Consider the following 18,452-nt stretch of genomic DNA (forward strand, 5'->3'; position numbering starts at 1 on the left):
TCTAATTACCCATTTTTTAAATCCGCCATCGAAACCGAAGCTGGTAGTTGCCAATTAATGGGTGCTTCCCCCATCGCAACTAACGCCTCATTTGTTTTCGAAAACGGTTTGGAACCAAAAAAGCCACGATATGCAGAAAGTGGACTCGGATGGGCCGATTGCAACACAATGTTAGTATGCGTGTCAATCAGTTTAATCTTGTCTCGAGCAGCTCGACCCCAAAGAATGAAGACAACCGGTGTCTCACGTTCTGACAATCGTTTGATTGCCGTATCGGTCAGGCGCTCCCAGCCTTTACCAGCATGAGAGAATGCCCTGCCATCCCGAACCGTCAGAACGGAGTTGAGTAGCAACACGCCCTGCTGAGCCCATGATTTTAGAAAACCATGATTCACCGGCGCAATCCCAAGGTCATCCTGCAATTCCTTATAAATATTTTGAAGCGACGGTGGCACTTGCACACCTGGCATCACAGCAAAGCTCAAACCAAATGCCTGATGCGGTCCATGATACGGATCCTGTCCTAAAATAACCACCTTAACATCTTGAAACGGCGTCCATTCGAAAGCCGTGAAGATGTGGTTCATATCAGGATAAATCGTTTGCGTGCGGTATTCCTGCTTCAAAAAATTGTGTAACTCTTGGTAGTAAGCCTGTTCAAATTCAGGCTGTAAAATATCCCACCAGTCATTATGAATAAACGGTTTCATTCCCTGCACCTCAACGTTTATTGTAGCAGACCTCTAGCGTAAAATACATTATCAACTAACCGTCTTCATTAATCTAAAAGATAGTTGAGAGAAACAACGAGTTTCCCACGGTTCAGAGCGTGGACCGTGTTACAATCAAACGTAGACAACAGTTTATTAAATCACTCGTCCTTACAATGGAGACTAATCATGCGTCAGTTATACATTAGACAAACCCCGGGCGTTTTAAACGGTGTCCGCCCTGTATTAGACGTTCATCGACAAACACTCTACCTAATTACCGGTCAATTTGGCTGGTCACGGGCACAATTAATTGCTTCTTCTGCCTCAGGCGAAGTTCTGGCGGAGGCAAAACAACTATCTTTAGGCATTATGCCAAAATTTGCCATTTACTTTAATGGTAAAGAAGTTGGCTCGGTCCGGCGCACATTTGGTTTTTGGCGTGAGATTATTTATATTCATGGTCTTAACTGGGTCGTTATGGGCAACCTCATGTCTGGAAAATATAAAATCTACCATGGGACGCATATTATTGCCAACATGCGCCCAGTTGACGGTGCGGATGGTGGCTATGATCAACTCAGCGTGGCTAACCATTCTGCTGAACCTGTCTGCTTGCTGATTGCGGCAATCATGGATCGTTGGTCCAAACAAAATGGACGGCGGCGCCCCGTTCATAATCAAGCCCTTCGTTTAGGTCAAGAACCAAAAACACTTGGACCCGAGTATCGAGAAAAGGAATGAATTAGTAAAGAAATGCGCTGTGAGTATCGTTATTTGATGATTCACGGCGTTTTTATGTGCGATAAATGCTGTTAAATCAACGTTTCTGGGGATAGTTACATGTTTGTAATCATGCCCATTGCCGTCAATTCGGCAACACTTCAATAATTTTCGAGTTATAAACATTATCATGTTACAAAATATTTCAAAAGCATCTTTATGTGACAAAACACTCTGATTTTGTAATGTCTACGGTATTTCGTTGTTATTTACACCATGTATAGTAGGCATCGTTGTTTGGAAGAGAACAACACCCCAGCCACGAATCCTCGTGAGGGGTTGCCAAGCGCGTCGCCAATTAAGATGCGACGCCATACACAATATAGGAGTGAAAATTTCTACATGAAGATCAAACAAATTTTGTTAACTACTTTAAGCGCCGGTGCTTTATTAGCCGCTGGAACTGTTGCCGCAAACGCAGACTCAAACGTTACTGTTAAGAGCGGAGACACTGTTTCCGCTTTGGCACACGCCAACAACACAAGCATTGATGCAATCATCAACGCTAACCAGTTGCAAAACCAGGGAGACTTAATCTACGTTGGTCAAAACTTGATTATCCCTGACGGCACTTCCAACACTACAACAACTACGACAACACAAACTGCTGCCCCTGTTCAACAAGCTGCACCAGTTGTACAAACACAGACTGTTGCTAAGACACAAGCTCCAATAGCTCAAACAACTACTACACAAGCTGCGCCTGCACAACAGACTCAAGCAACTACACAAACAACACAGGCTTCCACTACGCAAAATACACAAGCATCAACTACACAGGCTGCCTCAACTTCAACAGCTTCATCATCTGACGAAGCTGCCATGGCTTATATTGCTGCTGGTGAATCTGGTGGTAGCTACACTGCCCGTAACGGTCAGTACATTGGTAAATACCAATTGAGTGCTGACAAGTTGAACGGTGACTACTCCGCTGCTAACCAAGAACGTGTTGCATCTGCTTACGCTGTTTCACGTTACGGTTCATGGTCAGCCGCTGCTGCCCACTGGGCTGCATACCGCGGTTGGTAATCAACTGTTAATCTAAGTATGTTCTGACTTAAGACTCATCTTCGGATGGGTCTTTTTTTGTGACCTTCTTTAAATTCCTAAACGCAAAAAAACGATCCTGTAATTACACAGAATCGTTTAGTCATCAATTTACTGTCCCTACCGTTACGCCGACCAGAAACGCCGTTCCCTGAGGACCGGATTCAATCCGCCAAAAACGCGGTTTTCATCCTTGATTATGAGCCGAAAAACACGTCTCATAAGTCATCCCACCACACTAAGCGGCCAATTGCCTGCCGCCAAGTTTGGCCGACACGGAACTATGTTTCTGGTCAGCTCCACTCCTATAGTTAACAATATTTGACTAGCGGCCGGCAGTCGCAATTGACGCGAGCCAAATACGCCAGATACCCTACAGTAGCTGAAGGGCGTCAACAGTGATACCGAGCCGTGAAGGTAACGTTAATTCGAGTGCCATGCTCGAATTTAGGTTACGGACGGTCGCCAAGACTCGGCTTTCCACGAGGCTTGGCGGCGAGGTAAAAGACTTCGGGTTTCAGAAGGCACGAACCGGTCCCACGGCGAGCGTATCACTGTTGACAACCGTATGCGACAGTAAATAGGTACAAATACTACAAAAGTAAAGTAATTATCGGCGACGCGACAATGCACGATCGATATCACGTTGTTGGTCGCGTTTCTTTAATGTCTCACGTTTGTCATAAGAATGCTTCCCTTGTGCCACACCAATCGACACCTTCGCAAAACCATGTTTGATGTAAACCTTTAATGGCACAATGGTCATCCCTTTTTGGGACACTGCCGACTGTAACTTGCTAATTTCTTTTTGATGCAACAACAGCTTTCGCGTACGTAACGGATCGTGATTGAAACGATTTCCCTGCGTAAACTCGGCAATATTGACATTCATGAGGTAAGCTTCCCCATCTTTGATCGACACAAACCCGTCACCAATCGTGATTCGGGCCGCCCGAACGGATTTAATTTCCGTACCGGTCAGTGAAATACCAGCTTCATATGTGTCGAGAATCGAATATTCATGACGCGCCTTACGATTATTTGCCAGCGCGTCGTTGCCAGTTTGTTTTCGTTTGGCCATGTTCACGCCTGCCTTTCGTTCAGCATTTTGGTCTTAAACTTACTTTTTCCGGTCACCGTGAAAATTGGTTTTACCACTACGACCAGCCTTATTGCGGTTACTTTGATAGTGGTTAAATTTCTTGCCACCATTCTTCTCATCACGTTTGGCATTGTTATGAAAGTTACGGTTACCACGGTTGCCGTTTCCACGACGGCCGCCATTGCCATGATTATCATGGGCCACACGAATGTCTGTTGTTGGCGCAGTCCGTGGATCCACAATGGTAAAGTCCACCGCGGCAGCATCCTTATCGACCTTTTCCAAATGAACCTTGATTGGCTGGCCAATTTGGAAGATGTGATGATGTCGTTCACCAATCAATGCCAAATGACTTTCATCATAATCGTAAAAGTCATCTTTCATGTTAGAAATGTGAATAAGTCCTTCAACCGTGTTTGGCAATTCCACAAACATTCCAAACTTCAGTACAGAGCTGACAACGGCGTCAAAGTCCTCGCCAACATGATCAGCCATGTATTCGGCCTTCTTCATATCGTCGGTAGCCCGCTCGGTATCAATTGAACGACGCTCGCGTTCAGAAGTGTCTTGAGCAATCTGTGGTAGTTTATCTGCGTATTTTGCCTTAGCAGCATCACTATCACCGTTTGCCGCATACCAGCGAATCATCCGGTGAACCATGTCATCTGGATAACGACGAATTGGTGATGTGAAGTGCGTGTAGTATTCAGCACCAAGACCAAAGTGTCCTAGTGGCTGATCTGAATATTTCGCCTGCTTCATGGAACGAAGCATCATGGTTTGAACCATCTGCTCTTCAGGTGTTCCGGCAACTTCCTTCAACACAGACTGTAACATCTTCGGTTTCAGGTTGTTTGGATCACCCTTGGCATTAATGCCAAAGACGTTCAACAAGTCAAAGAAACTCTTTACCCGATCACCGTCTGGTGTTTCATGGACACGGTATAAGAACGGTACATGCATCCGGTCATAATGTTCAGCCACGGTTTCATTAGCAGCCAGCATAAAAGATTCAATCATTCGTTCTGCCAAGCCACGTTCACGTAACTCAATATCAGTTGGATGCCCTTCTGCGTCAACAATGATCTTTGCTTCTGGAGCATCGAAGTCAATTGCACCACGCTGGTGGCGTTTCTTAACCAGAATCTTGTGTAATTCTGCCATCGTTTCAAACATGCCAACAAGACTGTCATAACGTTCCATGGTTTTGGCATCATGAGCTTCCAAAATCTTATTAACACCCTTATAAGTCATCCGGGCATGACTCTTCATCAAGCTAGGATAAATTTTATGGCTAACAACCTTACCAGTACCATCAATTTCCATGTCACAGGTCATTGATAAACGCTCAACACCCTCGTTCAAAGAACAAATGCCGTTTGACAGACGTTTTGGTAACATTGGAATAACGCGGTCAGTCAGATAAACAGAAGTCCCACGTTTGTAAGCTTCTTTGTCGAGCGCAGAACCTTCCTTCACGTAGTAGCTAACGTCGGCAATGGATACGCCCAGATGATAATTACCATTAGGCAGTTTCCACGCAACGACTGCGTCATCCAAGTCTTTACTTTCAATACTATCGATGGTAACTAACGGTTGATCAGTAATATCAACTCGACCAGCCTTGTCAGCTTCTTGCACCGTGTCAGGAATTGCATTGGCTTCATCCAATACTTCCTGTGGAAATTCGGAAGGCACATCATGAGCGTAAACGATTTGGAGAATGTCGATACCTGGTTCGTCGGCGTTCCCAATCACCTTCGTGGCCACACCACTTAATAACTGTGGATTGAGATCTGTTGGATAACCGGTAACATCGGCCGTGACAACTTCACCATCAACGGGATGGATGCCGCCGTCGAGGACATCAAACGTATAACTGCCGAGTTTCTTATCTTTAAGGAGCACTTCACCAATAACGCTAGGCAGCTTGGCGTCACGCTTGGACCTAAACTCACCAACGATTTGTGTGTAGTGGCGCTCAGTCACTTTTGTTACTTCACCTTCAGGTCCACGATCAGATCCCGGTTTAGATGGTCGTAAAATCTTCATCTCAACCGTGTCACCTGTCATTGCATGCTTGGTATGATCTGGATTGATGTAAGCATCAGGTTGTTCTTCATCATATGCGACGAAACCAAATCCCTTGTCGTTACCATGGAAAGTTCCTGATAACCCAGCTGCCACTTTAACAATGGCCCACTTTCCGGTGTCCGTAACAGCCACTTTGCCAGCGCGTTCCAACCCAGCAAGTGCCTGCACACTTAGCGTGAATTCAGCTTCTGGTTGTTTAAGTGCAGTGCCGATTTCGGCCGCTGTAAACGAGCCCTCCTGATTGGCGTTTAAAAACGTCAAAATTTGTTGTTGTAAATTACTTTCTGTCATAATTACCTCATTTTTACTTTCGCGTTAGGTTAAAACAATCGTTCAAGAAATGCTTCAACGTCTGTTTGCAATTGGTGATGCGCGTTATTTACTGTTAAAACATGGCCCGCGTTCGGATACAGCTTAAACGTGACATCTTTATTTAAACTCGCCATTCGTGCATTAAAAGCCGCCCCACTGCCAGGATCAATCATTTGATCCGCATCACCCTGGGCGATAAAGAATGGCTTATGAATCATTTGTAAATTTGCTGCCACTTGTGTTTGGACAAAGGCTTCAATGTCACTCAACTGTTCTGGATTGTGCTGAGCTAACCAGTCGAGACTTTGTTGCTTTTCATCCGTTGACATTTGTGTACGTGAATAAATTTTGTTGCTCAAACTTAAAAAGCTTTGTGGCACGTTCGTTTGACCAACCCGAATAACTGGCGATGCAAACGTCCCACCACCGACTAACGTGTTATCAATTTCCAATAAGCGTGTGGCAAACAAACCGCCCATAGATAGACCAAAGACTGCAATTTGTTGATAGCCGTGTGCTTTTAAAAAGGTCACTGCATCTTGCGCGTTCTTCAGCCAAGCGGCCACGCCGCCCTTTGTGATAATATCTTTGGGCTCCATGGTGCCATGACCAGCGAACATTGGGGCATAGACTGTATAACCGTCACGCGCCAAGCCACGCCCAATCATCCCCATGTCATTGCTACTGCCAGAGTATGCATGCAGCAACAAGACTGCGTTTGCACCCGCCTCAATAAACAGTGGTTCTGGTTGACGAAAATGAATTGTCATTCTTTCCATCCTTTCACTGAAAAATTGCATGAAAAAAAGCCGGGACTAAGCCCAGCTTTGTCATACATCAATGAAGATGGCACGAGGCCATCACCAATTTGTAAACGTTAGTCGTCAAAAAACAAGCCTACTTATGCGAGGACAAGTACACTAACGCCAAGGCAATAGCAAAGAACAAAATGCCAAGGATTACTGTAACCCGTTGCATAAAGCCTTCAAAGCCCCGTGACTTTTGTTGAGCAAATAAGTCGTTTGCACCGCCGCCAGACAAGGCACCTAATGCATCATCTGTTTTCGTGGGTTGCATCATGACTGCAATAACGATTAAGATTGCGATCACAATCAGTGCAGTTAACAAAAAATTATACAAAGTGGTTCCTCCCATTCAAACTTCGCGGTATGTCTCAACTAATTTAACATAAAATGGTGGGGATTGCTAGTGCGAGCATGCTGGTAAACGCACGCAAACAGGTAATTCTTCAGTCTTCACCACGCACACTAATTTGCTCTGCCATCCCGGCAATTCGTTCACGAATAAAGGCACGATTATCATGTTGTGTTTCCACAATCAAGGTATCACCGGCACGCAAAATCGTATCGCCGTGTGGAATAATCTGCCGTTCGCCACGATGAACACCAATTAATAGAGCATTGGTCGGCCATCTAAATTCCCGTACCTGATGGCCAACTAAAAACGAGCCATCGAACACAGGCACTTCAATTCGGTCCGTAAAACCAGCAGCTCGTTCCGCCGTCGGTGACAGCATTCGTCCCAATAAGGATTCATAAATTGGCGCGCCGCCGCACACATCTACTGTAATATAGGCAACTAGACAAACCACGGCTAAGGGCATCAAATGCTGCAAGGACCCGACCATTTCCGTAATCAAGAGAATCGCCGTGAACGGTGCTTTCCCAATTCCGGCGAAATATCCCGCCATTGCAAAAATAACTAAGTTGACCACGTAAATACTAGGCAGTAATCCCATCATGACCATCACTCGGCCATAAATCGCACCAATGACGGCACCTAACGTTAAAATCGGTAAGAAGATTCCCCCGGGTAATCCAGATCCATACGCCACCATCGAGAATACGAATCGAACAACAAACAGCCCGATGAGCACCCAAATGCCTGGATGAATGCGTGCCAAATCCAAAATAACGCTATTACCGCCACCCAAACTGGAGGTCCACCACCAACCAACAGGAACGGTCAGTAGCAGTGCCACGATACCGTCTAAATAACGAGGCAGTCTTAACTTAGCGTACCAACTTGGCAAACGCAACAGGACGGTTTGATACAATCGCCCTAATAAGCCCAAAATAATGCCCAGTACAATCAAATGACCGTAATCACGTAATGGTAGTCCACTGGAGTACGGGATATGTAAAACTGGCGTTTGCCCGAAAAATGCTAGTGACACAAAGTTTGCGACAACAGCACTGGTTAACGATGTCAGCCAAACTAACGGTGAAAAATTATGATAAATTTCTTCCAAAACAAACAGTGTACTGGCAATCGGTGCATTGAATGCCGCTGACAACCCTGCTGCTGCACCGCTAGCGATTGCAACCCGGCGATTAGTCCCTTGATGGCCACGAAGCGTGGCGTAGCCTTGCCCAACAGCAGCCCCAAGTTGAATCGAAGGACCTTCCCGGCCCAACATCAGACCAGAACCAATTGCTGCAATGCCACCAACAAACTTTTTCCAGAGCGTTGGCCACCACGGCTCGTCAAACTCCCCAGCCAATTGACCCTCAACCTGGGGAATCCCAGACCCACTAATTTGTGGACTGGTCTTAACCAGTACCCCCACTAAAATGCCCAAAATAATCATGCCCAAAACCCACGGTAAAATTAACCAGGGTTGATGATGCATCGTTGCATAACCAATTTTCACCAAACCGAGAACATGTTCAATTGCCAATCGAAACAAACTAACAATAAGCCCCGCCACTAATCCAACTGCTAAACCTGTGATGACAGTGCCGACCCGCGTTAAATCGAGCGAAAGTCGGCGTTTACTTTTTTTCTTCAAATGATCATCTCTCTTTTTAGGACATTTTTTATAAGAACGTTCGATTATACTCATTCACAAAATATTCAATAATCAACCGAACAGGCTGATCATCAATTACGTTTAACTGCTCCGGTAAAAGCAGCTGGGTCTTCTTTAAATTATAGTAATCAGTCAATACCTTCGTGAGGTTCAAACTATGACGCAATAAAAAGTGCCGGTCAATTAAGCCGCGCACCATCACGCGATCTTGCAATAATAAAACATCCCACTGATACGTACGAAAGAGACCACGTTTTACACCGGTCTCGAAATAAATAATTGCTTGTTGCTGTTGCTGATTAAGTGCATCTTGCAAATTGCGATAGTCTGAATCGTTGGCTGATTTCAGATCACTCAAGAATTCATCAGAAATTTTTCGCGAAATTGTCAAAGATTGATCGAACAGCATTTGAAACTGACGAAAAAAGTTTGCCACGTCCCCATTAAGCTGAGGAATGTCAAGATCTTCTATGTAGTCTAAGTACAACTTAACAACAGCGTGCACAATGTCTTCTTTCGAGCTGAAATACTTATAAGCCGTTCTTCGCGAAACACCCATTACTTTAATCAGGTCGTTCATTGTTAGCTGGCTAAAGCCTTCCCGCATAAAAACAACAGCCATTCGTTCTAATAGCGCATGCCGTTTTGCCACCTCATGTTGTGTTGCCATGTAACTCCCCCGTTTCATTGTTGCCAAAAACACTCAAGTCTAGTATAGGTGAACAAAGTAAACACATTAATGTCTTCATGTATATTTCAGCTTTTCTTTTGAATCTTTAGAAATTCATAATCTATCAAAACTTAGCAACAAAAAATCCTCACTTCGAAAAGTGAGGATTTTTATTATCATAACAACCTATTTCAAAACGAAATTACTTGTTGATGATGGCGTTACGAGCTTGTTCACTCAAGTTGTAGAATGAGTGGATGCCCTTGTATTCAGCGGTTGTGCCCAATTGGTCTTCAATCCGCATCAACTGGTTGTACTTAGCGATCCGTTCAGTCCGGCTCATTGAACCAGTCTTGATTTGGCCGGCGTTTGTAGCAACAACCAAGTCAGCAATCGTTGTGTCTTCGGTTTCACCAGAACGGTGAGAAACGATGGCAGTGTAGCCAGCTTCTTTAGCCATTTCGATAGCTTCAACAGTTTCAGTCAGAGTACCGATTTGGTTCAACTTGATCAAGATAGCGTTAGCAACGCCCATCTTGATACCCTTAGCCAAGTAGTCAGTGTTAGTAACAAACAGGTCGTCACCAACGATTTGTACCTTCTTACCTAACTTAGCAGTTAAAGTTGCCCAGTCATCCCAAGTGTTTTCATCCAAAGGATCTTCGATGGAAACGATTGGGTACTTGTCAACGATACCTTCAAGTAAGTCAGTGAATTCTTCGGCAGTGTAACTCTTGCCGTCACCAACTAAGTCATACTTCTTAGTGTCAGTGTTGTAGAATTCTGATGCAGCACAGTCAAAGGCAATTGAAATGTCCTTACCAGGTACATAACCAGCTTTGGTGATAGCTTCAACCAGAATTTCAAATGGTTCTTCGTTGTTCTTCAAGTCAGGTGCAAAACCACCTTCGTCACCAACGGCAGTGGAGTAACCGCGGTCGTTTAAGATGCTCTTCAAAGCGTGGAATGTTTCTGAACCGTAACGAACGGCTTCTTTAATTGTTGGTGCGCCAACAGGCATAATCATGAATTCTTGGAAGTCAACCTTGTTGTTGGCGTGCTTCCCACCGTTGATAACGTTCATCATTGGTGTTGGCAGAACATGCGCATTGAAACCACCTAAGTAGTTATAAAGCGGAACTTCAAATTCGTCAGCCGCTGCACGGGCAGCGGCTAATGAAACACCTAAGATGGCGTTCGCGCCTAATTTACCCTTGTTTGGTGTACCATCAAGCTTGATCATTGCTTGGTCGATAGCAACTTGGTCAGTAACATCGTAACCAACAATTTCCTTAGCGATGATGTTGTTTACATTATCAACCGCTTTAGTAACACCCTTACCTTGGAACCGGCTCTTGTCGCCGTCGCGTAATTCAACAGCTTCGTGTTCACCAGTTGAGGCACCTGAAGGAACGATTCCACGGCCCATTGCACCACTTTCTGTGTACAATTCAACTTCAACAGTTGGGTTACCGCGTGAATCTAAAACTTCGCGTGCATAAATATCTGTAATAATAGACATCTTATTCTCTCCTTATATGGGTAAATGTAGTCGCAATGACTTCCCTACTATTATATGTGTTACGCGTTTCACTATCAAGATTATGAGCAATTATTTTCCAGGATCATTGCTAATAAGTTCCAGAAACGATTCAGGTTGAAGGCTCGCGTTGCCGACCAAAACCCCATCGACATCCTGTTTCTGCATGATCGTGTTTATATTTGCAGGCTTAACAGAACCGCCATATAATACCCGCACTTCGTCAGCAATTTCATCATCGTAAACGTCTGCGACCGTTTGACGAATCAGATAACAGCCTTCCTCAATTTGATCAGGTGATGCGGGTGTACCAACACCAATCGCCCAGCTTGGCTCATACGCAATAATCGCCGTTCTTGCCTGCTCCTCATCAACGCCCTTTAACGCCTCAATTACCTGAGCAACAACCCAGTGAACAGCATCATTAGATTCTCGCTGCCCCATCGTTTCATCACAACAAATAATCGGTCGCATATGGTTCCGAAAAACGGCTTGAACTTTTAAATTAATCATCTCGTCGGTTTCACGGAAAATCTTCCGACGCTCAGAATGTCCTAAAATAACAAAATCAACGCCAGCTTTGCTTAACGCATATGGACTGGTTTCACCGGTAAACGGACCGTTGTCCTCAAAGTAACAATTTTCCGCGCCAACTTCTAAAGGCATGTCGCGAGTCTGATCAACCATTTGTTCTAAAAACAAGGCAGGTGCACAAATAGCTGTTTCTAACTGCATCGCATTAGGCAAATTGCCTCTAATACCATTTACAAACGATTCTACTGAGTCCGCAGTCTTATTCATCTTCCAATTTCCAACAATCATTGGAATCCGCATGGGTTAGCCCCCTCTTCATAATGGGTCTTGGCATTACTCTTTTAATCTGTCAAAGCACTCGTTGCCAAACGAACACTCATAAGTCTTTCTCCTACACATGCATTGTAGTGAAGTCAGTCCTAAAAAGCTAGTTTCACCTTGCCTGATTGCTTTGGTAAGCAATGACCTGTTGTTGCGATGACCGAAGACGCCGTTTCTTGGGGAACGTTTCAGCCCGCTGAAGTGCACGGTCTTCAACTCGATTCTGAACCGAAAACCACGTTTCAGAACTCGTCCCACAATACTAAATGGCAAAACCCGCCATCAAGTATTGTCGACACGAAACTGTCTTCGGTCATCTCCACTCACATATAAGTCGTCAGGACCTTCAACAGACATATTAGTGCACATTTAACTCTGTTGCTCGACCACTTTTTGGACTTTTCAAAGTTATATGAATATGAGCTGGAGGGCGTCAACATTGAAATCAAGACGTGCAAGTGGTGTTAATTCGGTTGTTTTGTACCGAATTTACAGCACGGACGGTCGTGGAGACTCAGGTTCTCATGAGGCTTCACGGCGAGGTGAAAGACTCCGAATTTCAGGAGGCTTGAACCGGTCCCACGACGCATTTCAATGTTGACAACCGCAAGCGTCCTTAACCATTCAAAACACAAAAACGCCCGTCAACCCGTTAAGAAACAGATTGAAGGACGTTAATGTAAAACGGTATTAAACTAAATTACTTGTCGCTGATTGCTGCGATCCCAGGTAAAGTCTTACCTTCAAGGTATTCAAGGGAAGCGCCACCACCAGTGGAGATGTGAGTCAATTTGTCTGCAACACCCAATTGTTGAACGGCAGCAGTTGAGTCACCACCACCAACAATTGTTGTAGCATCCAAGTCACCCAAGAACTTACCAACAGCTAAGGTACCCTTAGCAAAGTTAGGCATTTCGAAGACACCCATTGGTCCGTTCCAAACAACAGTCTTAGCATCACGCAAAGTGTTTTCAAATAATTCAACAGACTTTGGACCGATGTCAAGAGCCATGTAACCATCAGGAATTGAACCATCAACAGTTTCTGCTGGTGAGTCATTCTTGAATTCTTTAGCAACAACGGAATCGATTGGCAATACAAGCTTGTCGCCAGCCTTTTCAATGATTGCTTTGGCTGTGTCGATCTTGTCCTTTTCAAGCAATGAGTTACCAACTGATAGGCCTTGGGCAGCAAAGAAGGTGTAAGCCATCCCACCACCAACGATAACCTTGTCAGCCTTGCTCAATAAGTTGTCGATGACACCGATCTTATCAGAAACCTTAGCACCACCCAAAATAGCAACAAATGGGTGAACAGGGTTATCAACAGCGTTACCTAAGAACTTGATTTCTTTTTCCATTAAGAAACCAGCAGCAACTGACTTGCCGGCTGCTTTCATGGCCGTTGCGATACCAACGTTTGAGGCATGTTCACGGTGAGCAGTACCAAAAGCATCGTTAACGAAAACATCGCCAAGTGAAGCCCAGTATTGACCCAATTCAGGGTTGTTACCGGATTCTTTCTTGCCATCCAAATCTTCAAAACGAGTGTTTTCGAATAACAGAACTTCGCCGTCCTTCAAGTTGTTGATGGCGTCTTCGAGCTGAGGACCACGAGTAGTTGGAACAAACGTTACAGGTTTGCCCAATAAGTTGCTCAAACGTTCTGCAACAGGACGCATGGACAATTCCTTTTTGTCCTCTTCAGTCTTAACACGACCTAAATGACTGAATAAGATGGCACGGCCACCATGATCCAGAACATAGTTAATTGTAGGTAATGCAGCCACGATTCGGTTGTCGTTACCAATCACGCCGTTTTTAATCGGCACATTAAAGTCAACACGCATTAAAACTTTTTTTCCAGTTAAATCTAAATCAGAAACAGTTAATTTAGCCAAGGTAGTTTCCTCCCAACGATTTTTGCGTACGCATGTATTTTAACGATTTTTAATGGTAAAAGCCACTCACAGCCCAATTTTCTGAAAACAAACGTGACTATTTGTGAACCATTCCACTAAATCATTCAAAGAAAAAGGCGGGCGGAGTCTTCCTCCTCCCGCCTTTGCCACATTTAATCAAAAACGTAATGATTTAAATTAAGCTTCCAAAGTGGCGAACTTCAACAACGTACGGATCATGTTGCAAGTGAAGCCCCATTCGTTGTCGTACCAAGCAACAGTCTTAACTAATTGACTGTCACCGGCAGTTGTAACTTCCGTTTGAGTTGGGTCAAATACGGAACCATGTGAATCGTCGATGATATCGCTTGAAACGATTTCGTCGTCGTTGTAACCAAAGGCTTCGTTACCTTCAGTGTGCTTCTTGATAGCTGCGTTAACTTCGTCAGCAGTAACCTTCTTGTCCAGAACAGTTACTAATTCAGTTAATGAACCGTCAACAACAGCAACACGTTGTGCGTGTCCTTGTAACTTGCCGTTCAATTCTGGGATAACCAAACCAAGGGCCTTAGCAGCACCAGTTGAGTGAGGAATCGTGTTAACAGAAGCAGTACGGTTGTTACGAGGCTTTGAACCACGAGGGCCATCAAGGATTGATTGAGTTGATGTGAAGGCGTGAACCGTCGTCATCGTACCAACCTTGATACCGAATTCTTCGTTCATGAAGTAAGCCAGTGGTGCAAGACAGTTAGTCGTGCATGAACCAGCGGAAACGATCTTGTCGTCGTTGCTCAAAACGTCCAAGTTAACGCCAGGAACAACAGTTGTGATCTTACCAGCAGGTGCTGAGATCAGAACACGCTTTGCGCCGGCATCCAAGTGGGCTTGTGACTTTTCTGCTGAAGTGTAGAAACCAGTACATTCAAGCACGTAGTCAACACCGTCGTTCTTAACCCAAGGAATGTTCTTTGCATCGCGTTCTGCGTATACAGGGATTTCCTTACCGTCAACGACAATGCCCTTGTCCGTTGAACTAACTTCACCAGGGAACTTGCCATGAGTGGAGTCATACTTGAGTAAGTAAGCCAACATTGAAGGTGTAGTCAAATCATTGATTGCAACAACTTCGATGTCGTTAGTGTTCAATTCGTGGATCCGCTTTAAAGCTAAACGACCGATACGGCCAAATCCGTTGATACCAATTTTAACAGTCATTGGTGAACTTCCTCCCTTAAGGAAAATATATGTTTAACACAGATGTAATTATATGACAATCGACCAAATCCTGCAAACGTTAGGATCGTTTTCACAAGTGCTTTCATTCGCTTACATTTGATTGTTTCATAAGCGTGACGCGACTTAGCAGAAGATTCTTCCGTTTGCTAAAAGTTCAAATTCTTACCAAACTCTAAGCGTATTTGTGTGCCATTTTGGCAGCCACCGCTGCCGCAATCGCGCCAATGATATCGTCAATAAAGGTATTGACCTGGTCGGTTTTTTCTTCATCTAGCCGTTTGATCACGCCTTCTTTAACCTTATCCACATAGCCGTAATTGGTCACACCGATCGTGCCATAGATATTTGCGATGTTGAGCGCCAGTCCCTCATCGACACCAAACACGCCGGCATCATTTCTGATAATCGATTCCAACGGTTCCTTCAGTTGATTCTCAGTTGCCAGTCGATCCAACTCAAGCGCCACCATCACGTTGTTCATCACTTCGCGTTTGTGGAGTACATCCTCAGTTTCCGTTTCAAACTCGCTGAGCGGAACATCTGGTAAATAGTCGCGTTGCATGTCCTGCGTAATCGCAGCAATTTCTTTGTAAGTAATATTCTTTGCTGCTAACTGGGCAGTTACCAGCTTATAAGCAGCCTGATCCGGGTATTTAAATGATGCGTTATTCATATTTTAAGTTTCATTCCTTCCATAAATCTAAGTGTGCTAACCGGTCAGCTTAGTACAATGACGATCCTCTACACACCTATTCTAGCGTACACACTTTAGGCAAAAAAAGCATGTTTGACGGGTCAAGACTCATTGCATTATTGCAAAAAAACAGGGCGACCACATAATCGGCCCCCTGCTTTTAGTCCTGTTCAAAATTTCGTACTTTCACGTTGAACCAGCCGCGTACCCAAAACGATCTTCTTTGCTATCGGATGATCGGCCTTAGTAATCTCCTGGGCTAACTGGACCGCCGCCTCACCCATGTGATTAGTCGCGACGTGCACCGCAGTTAATCCTGGAATTGCGTAACTAGCAATCGATGTGTCATCAAACGTAACTAGTTGAACACGATCAGGCACGCTGATGTTAGCTTCGTTCAACGCCTTCAATGCCCCAACTGCCATGGCATCATTCGTAATGATAAACCCGTCTGGCAACCGGTCCTGTAAGTCACCAATCAATGCTTTCATTTGTTGATAACCCGATTGACGCGAATAATCGCCTTGTGTAACGAACGCTTCATTGTAGTCCTGTCCCATTGCCATCTGAAACGGCGCTTTTCGTGGATCTTCAATGACTCGCTGACGGTCTGTGGTCATCTCTGTACCGCAAATCATCCCAATATGGCGGACACCGCCGTCAGTTAAGTGATGAACCGCATCATTTATCGCATATTGAAAATCCGTAACGACCGAATCATAACCTAATCCCATCGCATCGAAATCCACAAATACAATCCGATCCGTAATGCCCGTTAATTTTAGGATTTCCGCCTGAGAATACTTACCCAACGCAATGATCACGGACGTATCCTCGTGAATCTGATCCAAGGAACCAGCAAAGACCGTTTGAACGCGAAAACCTGCTGTCATTGCCGCATGCTCAATACTAATGCGAATTGACATATAGTACAGGTCTTCCATTTCCTGCATTTGGGAATACCATTCAACCACTGTGACTTGTTTGACCACGTTAGTTTGATGATTCCGTTTGCGTTTGGAATAATTCAGCGCCTCGGCAGCCTCGAAAATCCGTTGCCGCGTTTCTTTGCTGACCGCCATCGTCGCATCATAGTTAAGCACACGAGAAACAGTCGCAAGTGAAACATTTGCTCGTGTTGCAATATCTTTCAACGTTGCCACTGTCTCTCACCTTCCCACACATTCAAGATATTATTCAATCGCTTTAATAAACCGAGCTTGTGCCTCACGACCAGCAGCATCCCACTTGAACACACCAGCGTCCTCTAAAACGCGACCAAAGACTTTACCAATCGCATCGTCGACTACTTGTTCGACATTATCATTCGTAACCGTATTGTTTTCCTTGAGTTCCTCTGCCCAAGTGCGGTGATATTCCGCCATGGCGTTTGGCTGATCCAACAAGAATTTTTGAACTTCTTGCATTTCAGTCTTCAAACGAGCAGGCAAAATCGCACGTCCCATGACTTCGATTAAGCCAATGTTTTCTTTCTTAATGTGTTGAACATCCTTGTGAGGATGGAAAATGCCGTCCGGATAAGCGGCGGAAGTTTGGTTGTCCCGCAACACGATATCGAGAACAAATTGGTCACCATCGCGATAAGCAATTGGCGTAACTGTATGATGTCGGGTCTCACCATCATATGCTTTTACAGAAACTGCTGGATCGTCATAATGATTCCAAACTTCACGAATGTGTTCAGCAGCATCTGCAACGTTCTGCTGGTTAGTGCCAGTCAAACGAATTGTCGACATCGCCCATTTCACAACACCACATTTAACGTCTGGATAATCAGCTAATTTAAACGTTGAAGCAATTGGCGCCTTCATCATTGGGAAGTTGTGCCGACCGCCCTGATAATGTTCATGGCTCAGCATAGAGCCACCCACGATCGGTAAATCAGCATTGCTACCAACGAAATACTGTGGAAATTGCGTAATAATCTCAAACAAATTAGTAAATGTTTGCCGATTAATTTTCATTGGGACATGTTGTTGGTCGAGGAAAATCGCATGTTCGCCAAAGTATGCGTATGGCGAATATTGGAAGCCCCATGGACGACCGCCCACCGTTAGTCGAATCACACGGTGATTACTTCGTGCGGGATATCCAAGACGACCTAGGTAACCTTCATTTTCCAAACACAATTGACAAAGTGGATACCCACTCGCTGCTGTGTGGGCGGCTGCCGCAATCGCTTTGGGATCTTTTTCCGGTTTAGACAGGTTAATCGTGATTTCCAAGTCGCCAAACGTTGTCGCTGAATTGAAGACAATGTTTTTTGCAATTGCCTTTGTTTTAATGTAGTTATTGGCTTTACTCAAGCCGTAAAAATACTTTGTTGCTGCTTCAGGGCTAGTCTGATAATCTTCCCAGAAACGTTCGTTGACCTGGCTTGGACGTGGCGTCGTCAAGTCCATCAGCTGCGCATCCAATAGTTCGCGCGCTGTTTGATTATCCTCGATTTTACCGTTTTCCACGGCCGCATTAACCAGTGCCTCACTGATAGCTTCAACACCATCGCCCTCTAGGGCAACAGCCATTTCATCACCAATTAAGGCAAAAATCCGATTCCTCAAATAAACCCGGTCTAGCGGTTCTGCCGCACCATTCTGAACAGCTAAGCTAATTAAATTCTCTACTGCATCTTCTACCATAATGTCACTCCTACGT

16 protein-coding genes are annotated in these 18,452 nt (G+C 44.7%); 2 read left to right on the forward strand and 14 right to left on the reverse strand.

What is annotated here, in order from left to right; translation table 11 throughout:
- Nucleotides 1–5: 5 nt before the first annotated feature.
- A complete protein-coding gene (locus tag ABUE36_RS10225) occupies nt 6–710 on the reverse strand; it encodes a uracil-DNA glycosylase (RefSeq protein WP_161001658.1) in 705 nt (234 codons plus the stop codon).
- A 189-nt stretch (nt 711–899) separates the two neighbouring features.
- On the opposite strand from ABUE36_RS10225, the gene ABUE36_RS10230 reads away from it, so the two are divergent.
- The gene (locus ABUE36_RS10230; protein ID WP_161001657.1) at nt 900–1,454 is read left to right on the forward strand and encodes an LURP-one-related/scramblase family protein; all 555 of its coding nucleotides are present in this window, start codon (nt 900–902) and stop codon (nt 1,452–1,454) included.
- A 381-nt stretch (nt 1,455–1,835) separates the two neighbouring features.
- Complete coding sequence (locus ABUE36_RS10235) at nt 1,836–2,522, forward strand: LysM peptidoglycan-binding domain-containing protein (RefSeq protein ID WP_421016680.1); 687 nt, start codon at nt 1,836–1,838, stop codon at nt 2,520–2,522.
- 628 nt (nt 2,523–3,150) lie between these two features.
- Here ABUE36_RS10235 and smpB read toward each other — a convergent pair.
- The 13 genes from smpB to ABUE36_RS10300 all read right to left on the reverse strand — a co-directional run bounded on the left by smpB (nt 3,151) and on the right by ABUE36_RS10300 (nt 18,436).
- Complete coding sequence (gene smpB, locus ABUE36_RS10240; protein ID WP_421016681.1) at nt 3,151–3,621, reverse strand: SsrA-binding protein SmpB; 471 nt, start codon at nt 3,619–3,621, stop codon at nt 3,151–3,153.
- Between the two features lie 39 nt (nt 3,622–3,660).
- Nucleotides 3,661–6,027, reverse strand: a complete 2,367-nt coding sequence (gene rnr, locus ABUE36_RS10245) for a ribonuclease R (RefSeq protein ID WP_421016682.1) — start codon at nt 6,025–6,027, stop codon at nt 3,661–3,663.
- Nucleotides 6,028–6,056: 29 nt separating this feature from the next.
- Entirely contained in the window at nt 6,057–6,818 is a 762-nt protein-coding gene (locus ABUE36_RS10250; RefSeq protein ID WP_421016683.1) for an alpha/beta hydrolase, read from the reverse strand.
- A 127-nt stretch (nt 6,819–6,945) separates the two neighbouring features.
- On the reverse strand, nt 6,946–7,188 hold the full coding sequence (secG, locus tag ABUE36_RS10255; RefSeq protein ID WP_017262223.1) for a preprotein translocase subunit SecG: 243 nt from the start codon (nt 7,186–7,188) through the stop codon (nt 6,946–6,948).
- A gap of 109 nt (nt 7,189–7,297) precedes the next feature.
- Entirely contained in the window at nt 7,298–8,860 is a 1,563-nt protein-coding gene (locus ABUE36_RS10260) for a ClC family H(+)/Cl(-) exchange transporter (RefSeq protein WP_421016684.1), read from the reverse strand.
- Nucleotides 8,861–8,888: 28 nt separating this feature from the next.
- Entirely contained in the window at nt 8,889–9,551 is a 663-nt protein-coding gene (locus tag ABUE36_RS10265; RefSeq protein ID WP_421016685.1) for a TetR/AcrR family transcriptional regulator, read from the reverse strand.
- Between the two features lie 202 nt (nt 9,552–9,753).
- Complete coding sequence (eno, locus tag ABUE36_RS10270; protein WP_161001651.1) at nt 9,754–11,073, reverse strand: phosphopyruvate hydratase; 1,320 nt, start codon at nt 11,071–11,073, stop codon at nt 9,754–9,756.
- A 90-nt stretch (nt 11,074–11,163) separates the two neighbouring features.
- A complete protein-coding gene (gene tpiA, locus ABUE36_RS10275; RefSeq protein WP_161001650.1) occupies nt 11,164–11,925 on the reverse strand; it encodes a triose-phosphate isomerase in 762 nt (253 codons plus the stop codon).
- A 721-nt stretch (nt 11,926–12,646) separates the two neighbouring features.
- Nucleotides 12,647–13,846, reverse strand: a complete 1,200-nt coding sequence (locus ABUE36_RS10280; RefSeq protein WP_017262218.1) for a phosphoglycerate kinase — start codon at nt 13,844–13,846, stop codon at nt 12,647–12,649.
- A 198-nt stretch (nt 13,847–14,044) separates the two neighbouring features.
- The gene (gene gap, locus ABUE36_RS10285) at nt 14,045–15,061 is read right to left on the reverse strand and encodes a type I glyceraldehyde-3-phosphate dehydrogenase (RefSeq protein WP_161001649.1); all 1,017 of its coding nucleotides are present in this window, start codon (nt 15,059–15,061) and stop codon (nt 14,045–14,047) included.
- 193 nt (nt 15,062–15,254) lie between these two features.
- Nucleotides 15,255–15,755, reverse strand: coding sequence for a phosphatidylglycerophosphatase A (locus ABUE36_RS10290; RefSeq protein WP_161001648.1), 501 nt, complete (start codon nt 15,753–15,755; stop codon nt 15,255–15,257).
- A gap of 191 nt (nt 15,756–15,946) precedes the next feature.
- On the reverse strand, nt 15,947–16,939 hold the full coding sequence (locus tag ABUE36_RS10295) for a substrate-binding domain-containing protein (RefSeq protein WP_161001647.1): 993 nt from the start codon (nt 16,937–16,939) through the stop codon (nt 15,947–15,949).
- Nucleotides 16,940–16,969: 30 nt separating this feature from the next.
- Complete coding sequence (locus tag ABUE36_RS10300) at nt 16,970–18,436, reverse strand: UDP-glucose--hexose-1-phosphate uridylyltransferase (RefSeq protein ID WP_161001646.1); 1,467 nt, start codon at nt 18,434–18,436, stop codon at nt 16,970–16,972.
- Between the last annotated feature and the right edge of the window lie 16 nt (nt 18,437–18,452).

This window comes from Furfurilactobacillus cerevisiae (assembly GCF_048961765.1).
Lineage (GTDB): Bacteria > Bacillota > Bacilli > Lactobacillales > Lactobacillaceae > Furfurilactobacillus > Furfurilactobacillus milii_A.

Excerpts from the sequence above, each read along its gene's own strand:
- ABUE36_RS10225 (WP_161001658.1), bottom strand. The coding sequence starts at position 710 with ATGAAACCGTTTATTCATAATGACTGGTGGGATATTTTACAGCCTGAA.
- ABUE36_RS10230 (WP_161001657.1), top strand. The coding sequence starts at position 900 with ATGCGTCAGTTATACATTAGACAAACCCCGGGCGTTTTAAACGGTGTC.
- ABUE36_RS10235 (WP_421016680.1), top strand. The coding sequence starts at position 1,836 with ATGAAGATCAAACAAATTTTGTTAACTACTTTAAGCGCCGGTGCTTTA.
- smpB (WP_421016681.1), bottom strand. The coding sequence starts at position 3,621 with ATGGCCAAACGAAAACAAACTGGCAACGACGCGCTGGCAAATAATCGT.
- rnr (WP_421016682.1), bottom strand. The coding sequence starts at position 6,027 with ATGACAGAAAGTAATTTACAACAACAAATTTTGACGTTTTTAAACGCC.
- ABUE36_RS10250 (WP_421016683.1), bottom strand. The coding sequence starts at position 6,818 with ATGACAATTCATTTTCGTCAACCAGAACCACTGTTTATTGAGGCGGGT.
- ABUE36_RS10265 (WP_421016685.1), bottom strand. The coding sequence starts at position 9,551 with ATGGCAACACAACATGAGGTGGCAAAACGGCATGCGCTATTAGAACGA.
- eno (WP_161001651.1), bottom strand. The coding sequence starts at position 11,073 with ATGTCTATTATTACAGATATTTATGCACGCGAAGTTTTAGATTCACGC.
- tpiA (WP_161001650.1), bottom strand. The coding sequence starts at position 11,925 with ATGCGGATTCCAATGATTGTTGGAAATTGGAAGATGAATAAGACTGCG.
- gap (WP_161001649.1), bottom strand. The coding sequence starts at position 15,061 with ATGACTGTTAAAATTGGTATCAACGGATTTGGCCGTATCGGTCGTTTA.
- ABUE36_RS10290 (WP_161001648.1), bottom strand. The coding sequence starts at position 15,755 with ATGAATAACGCATCATTTAAATACCCGGATCAGGCTGCTTATAAGCTG.
- ABUE36_RS10300 (WP_161001646.1), bottom strand. The coding sequence starts at position 18,436 with ATGGTAGAAGATGCAGTAGAGAATTTAATTAGCTTAGCTGTTCAGAAT.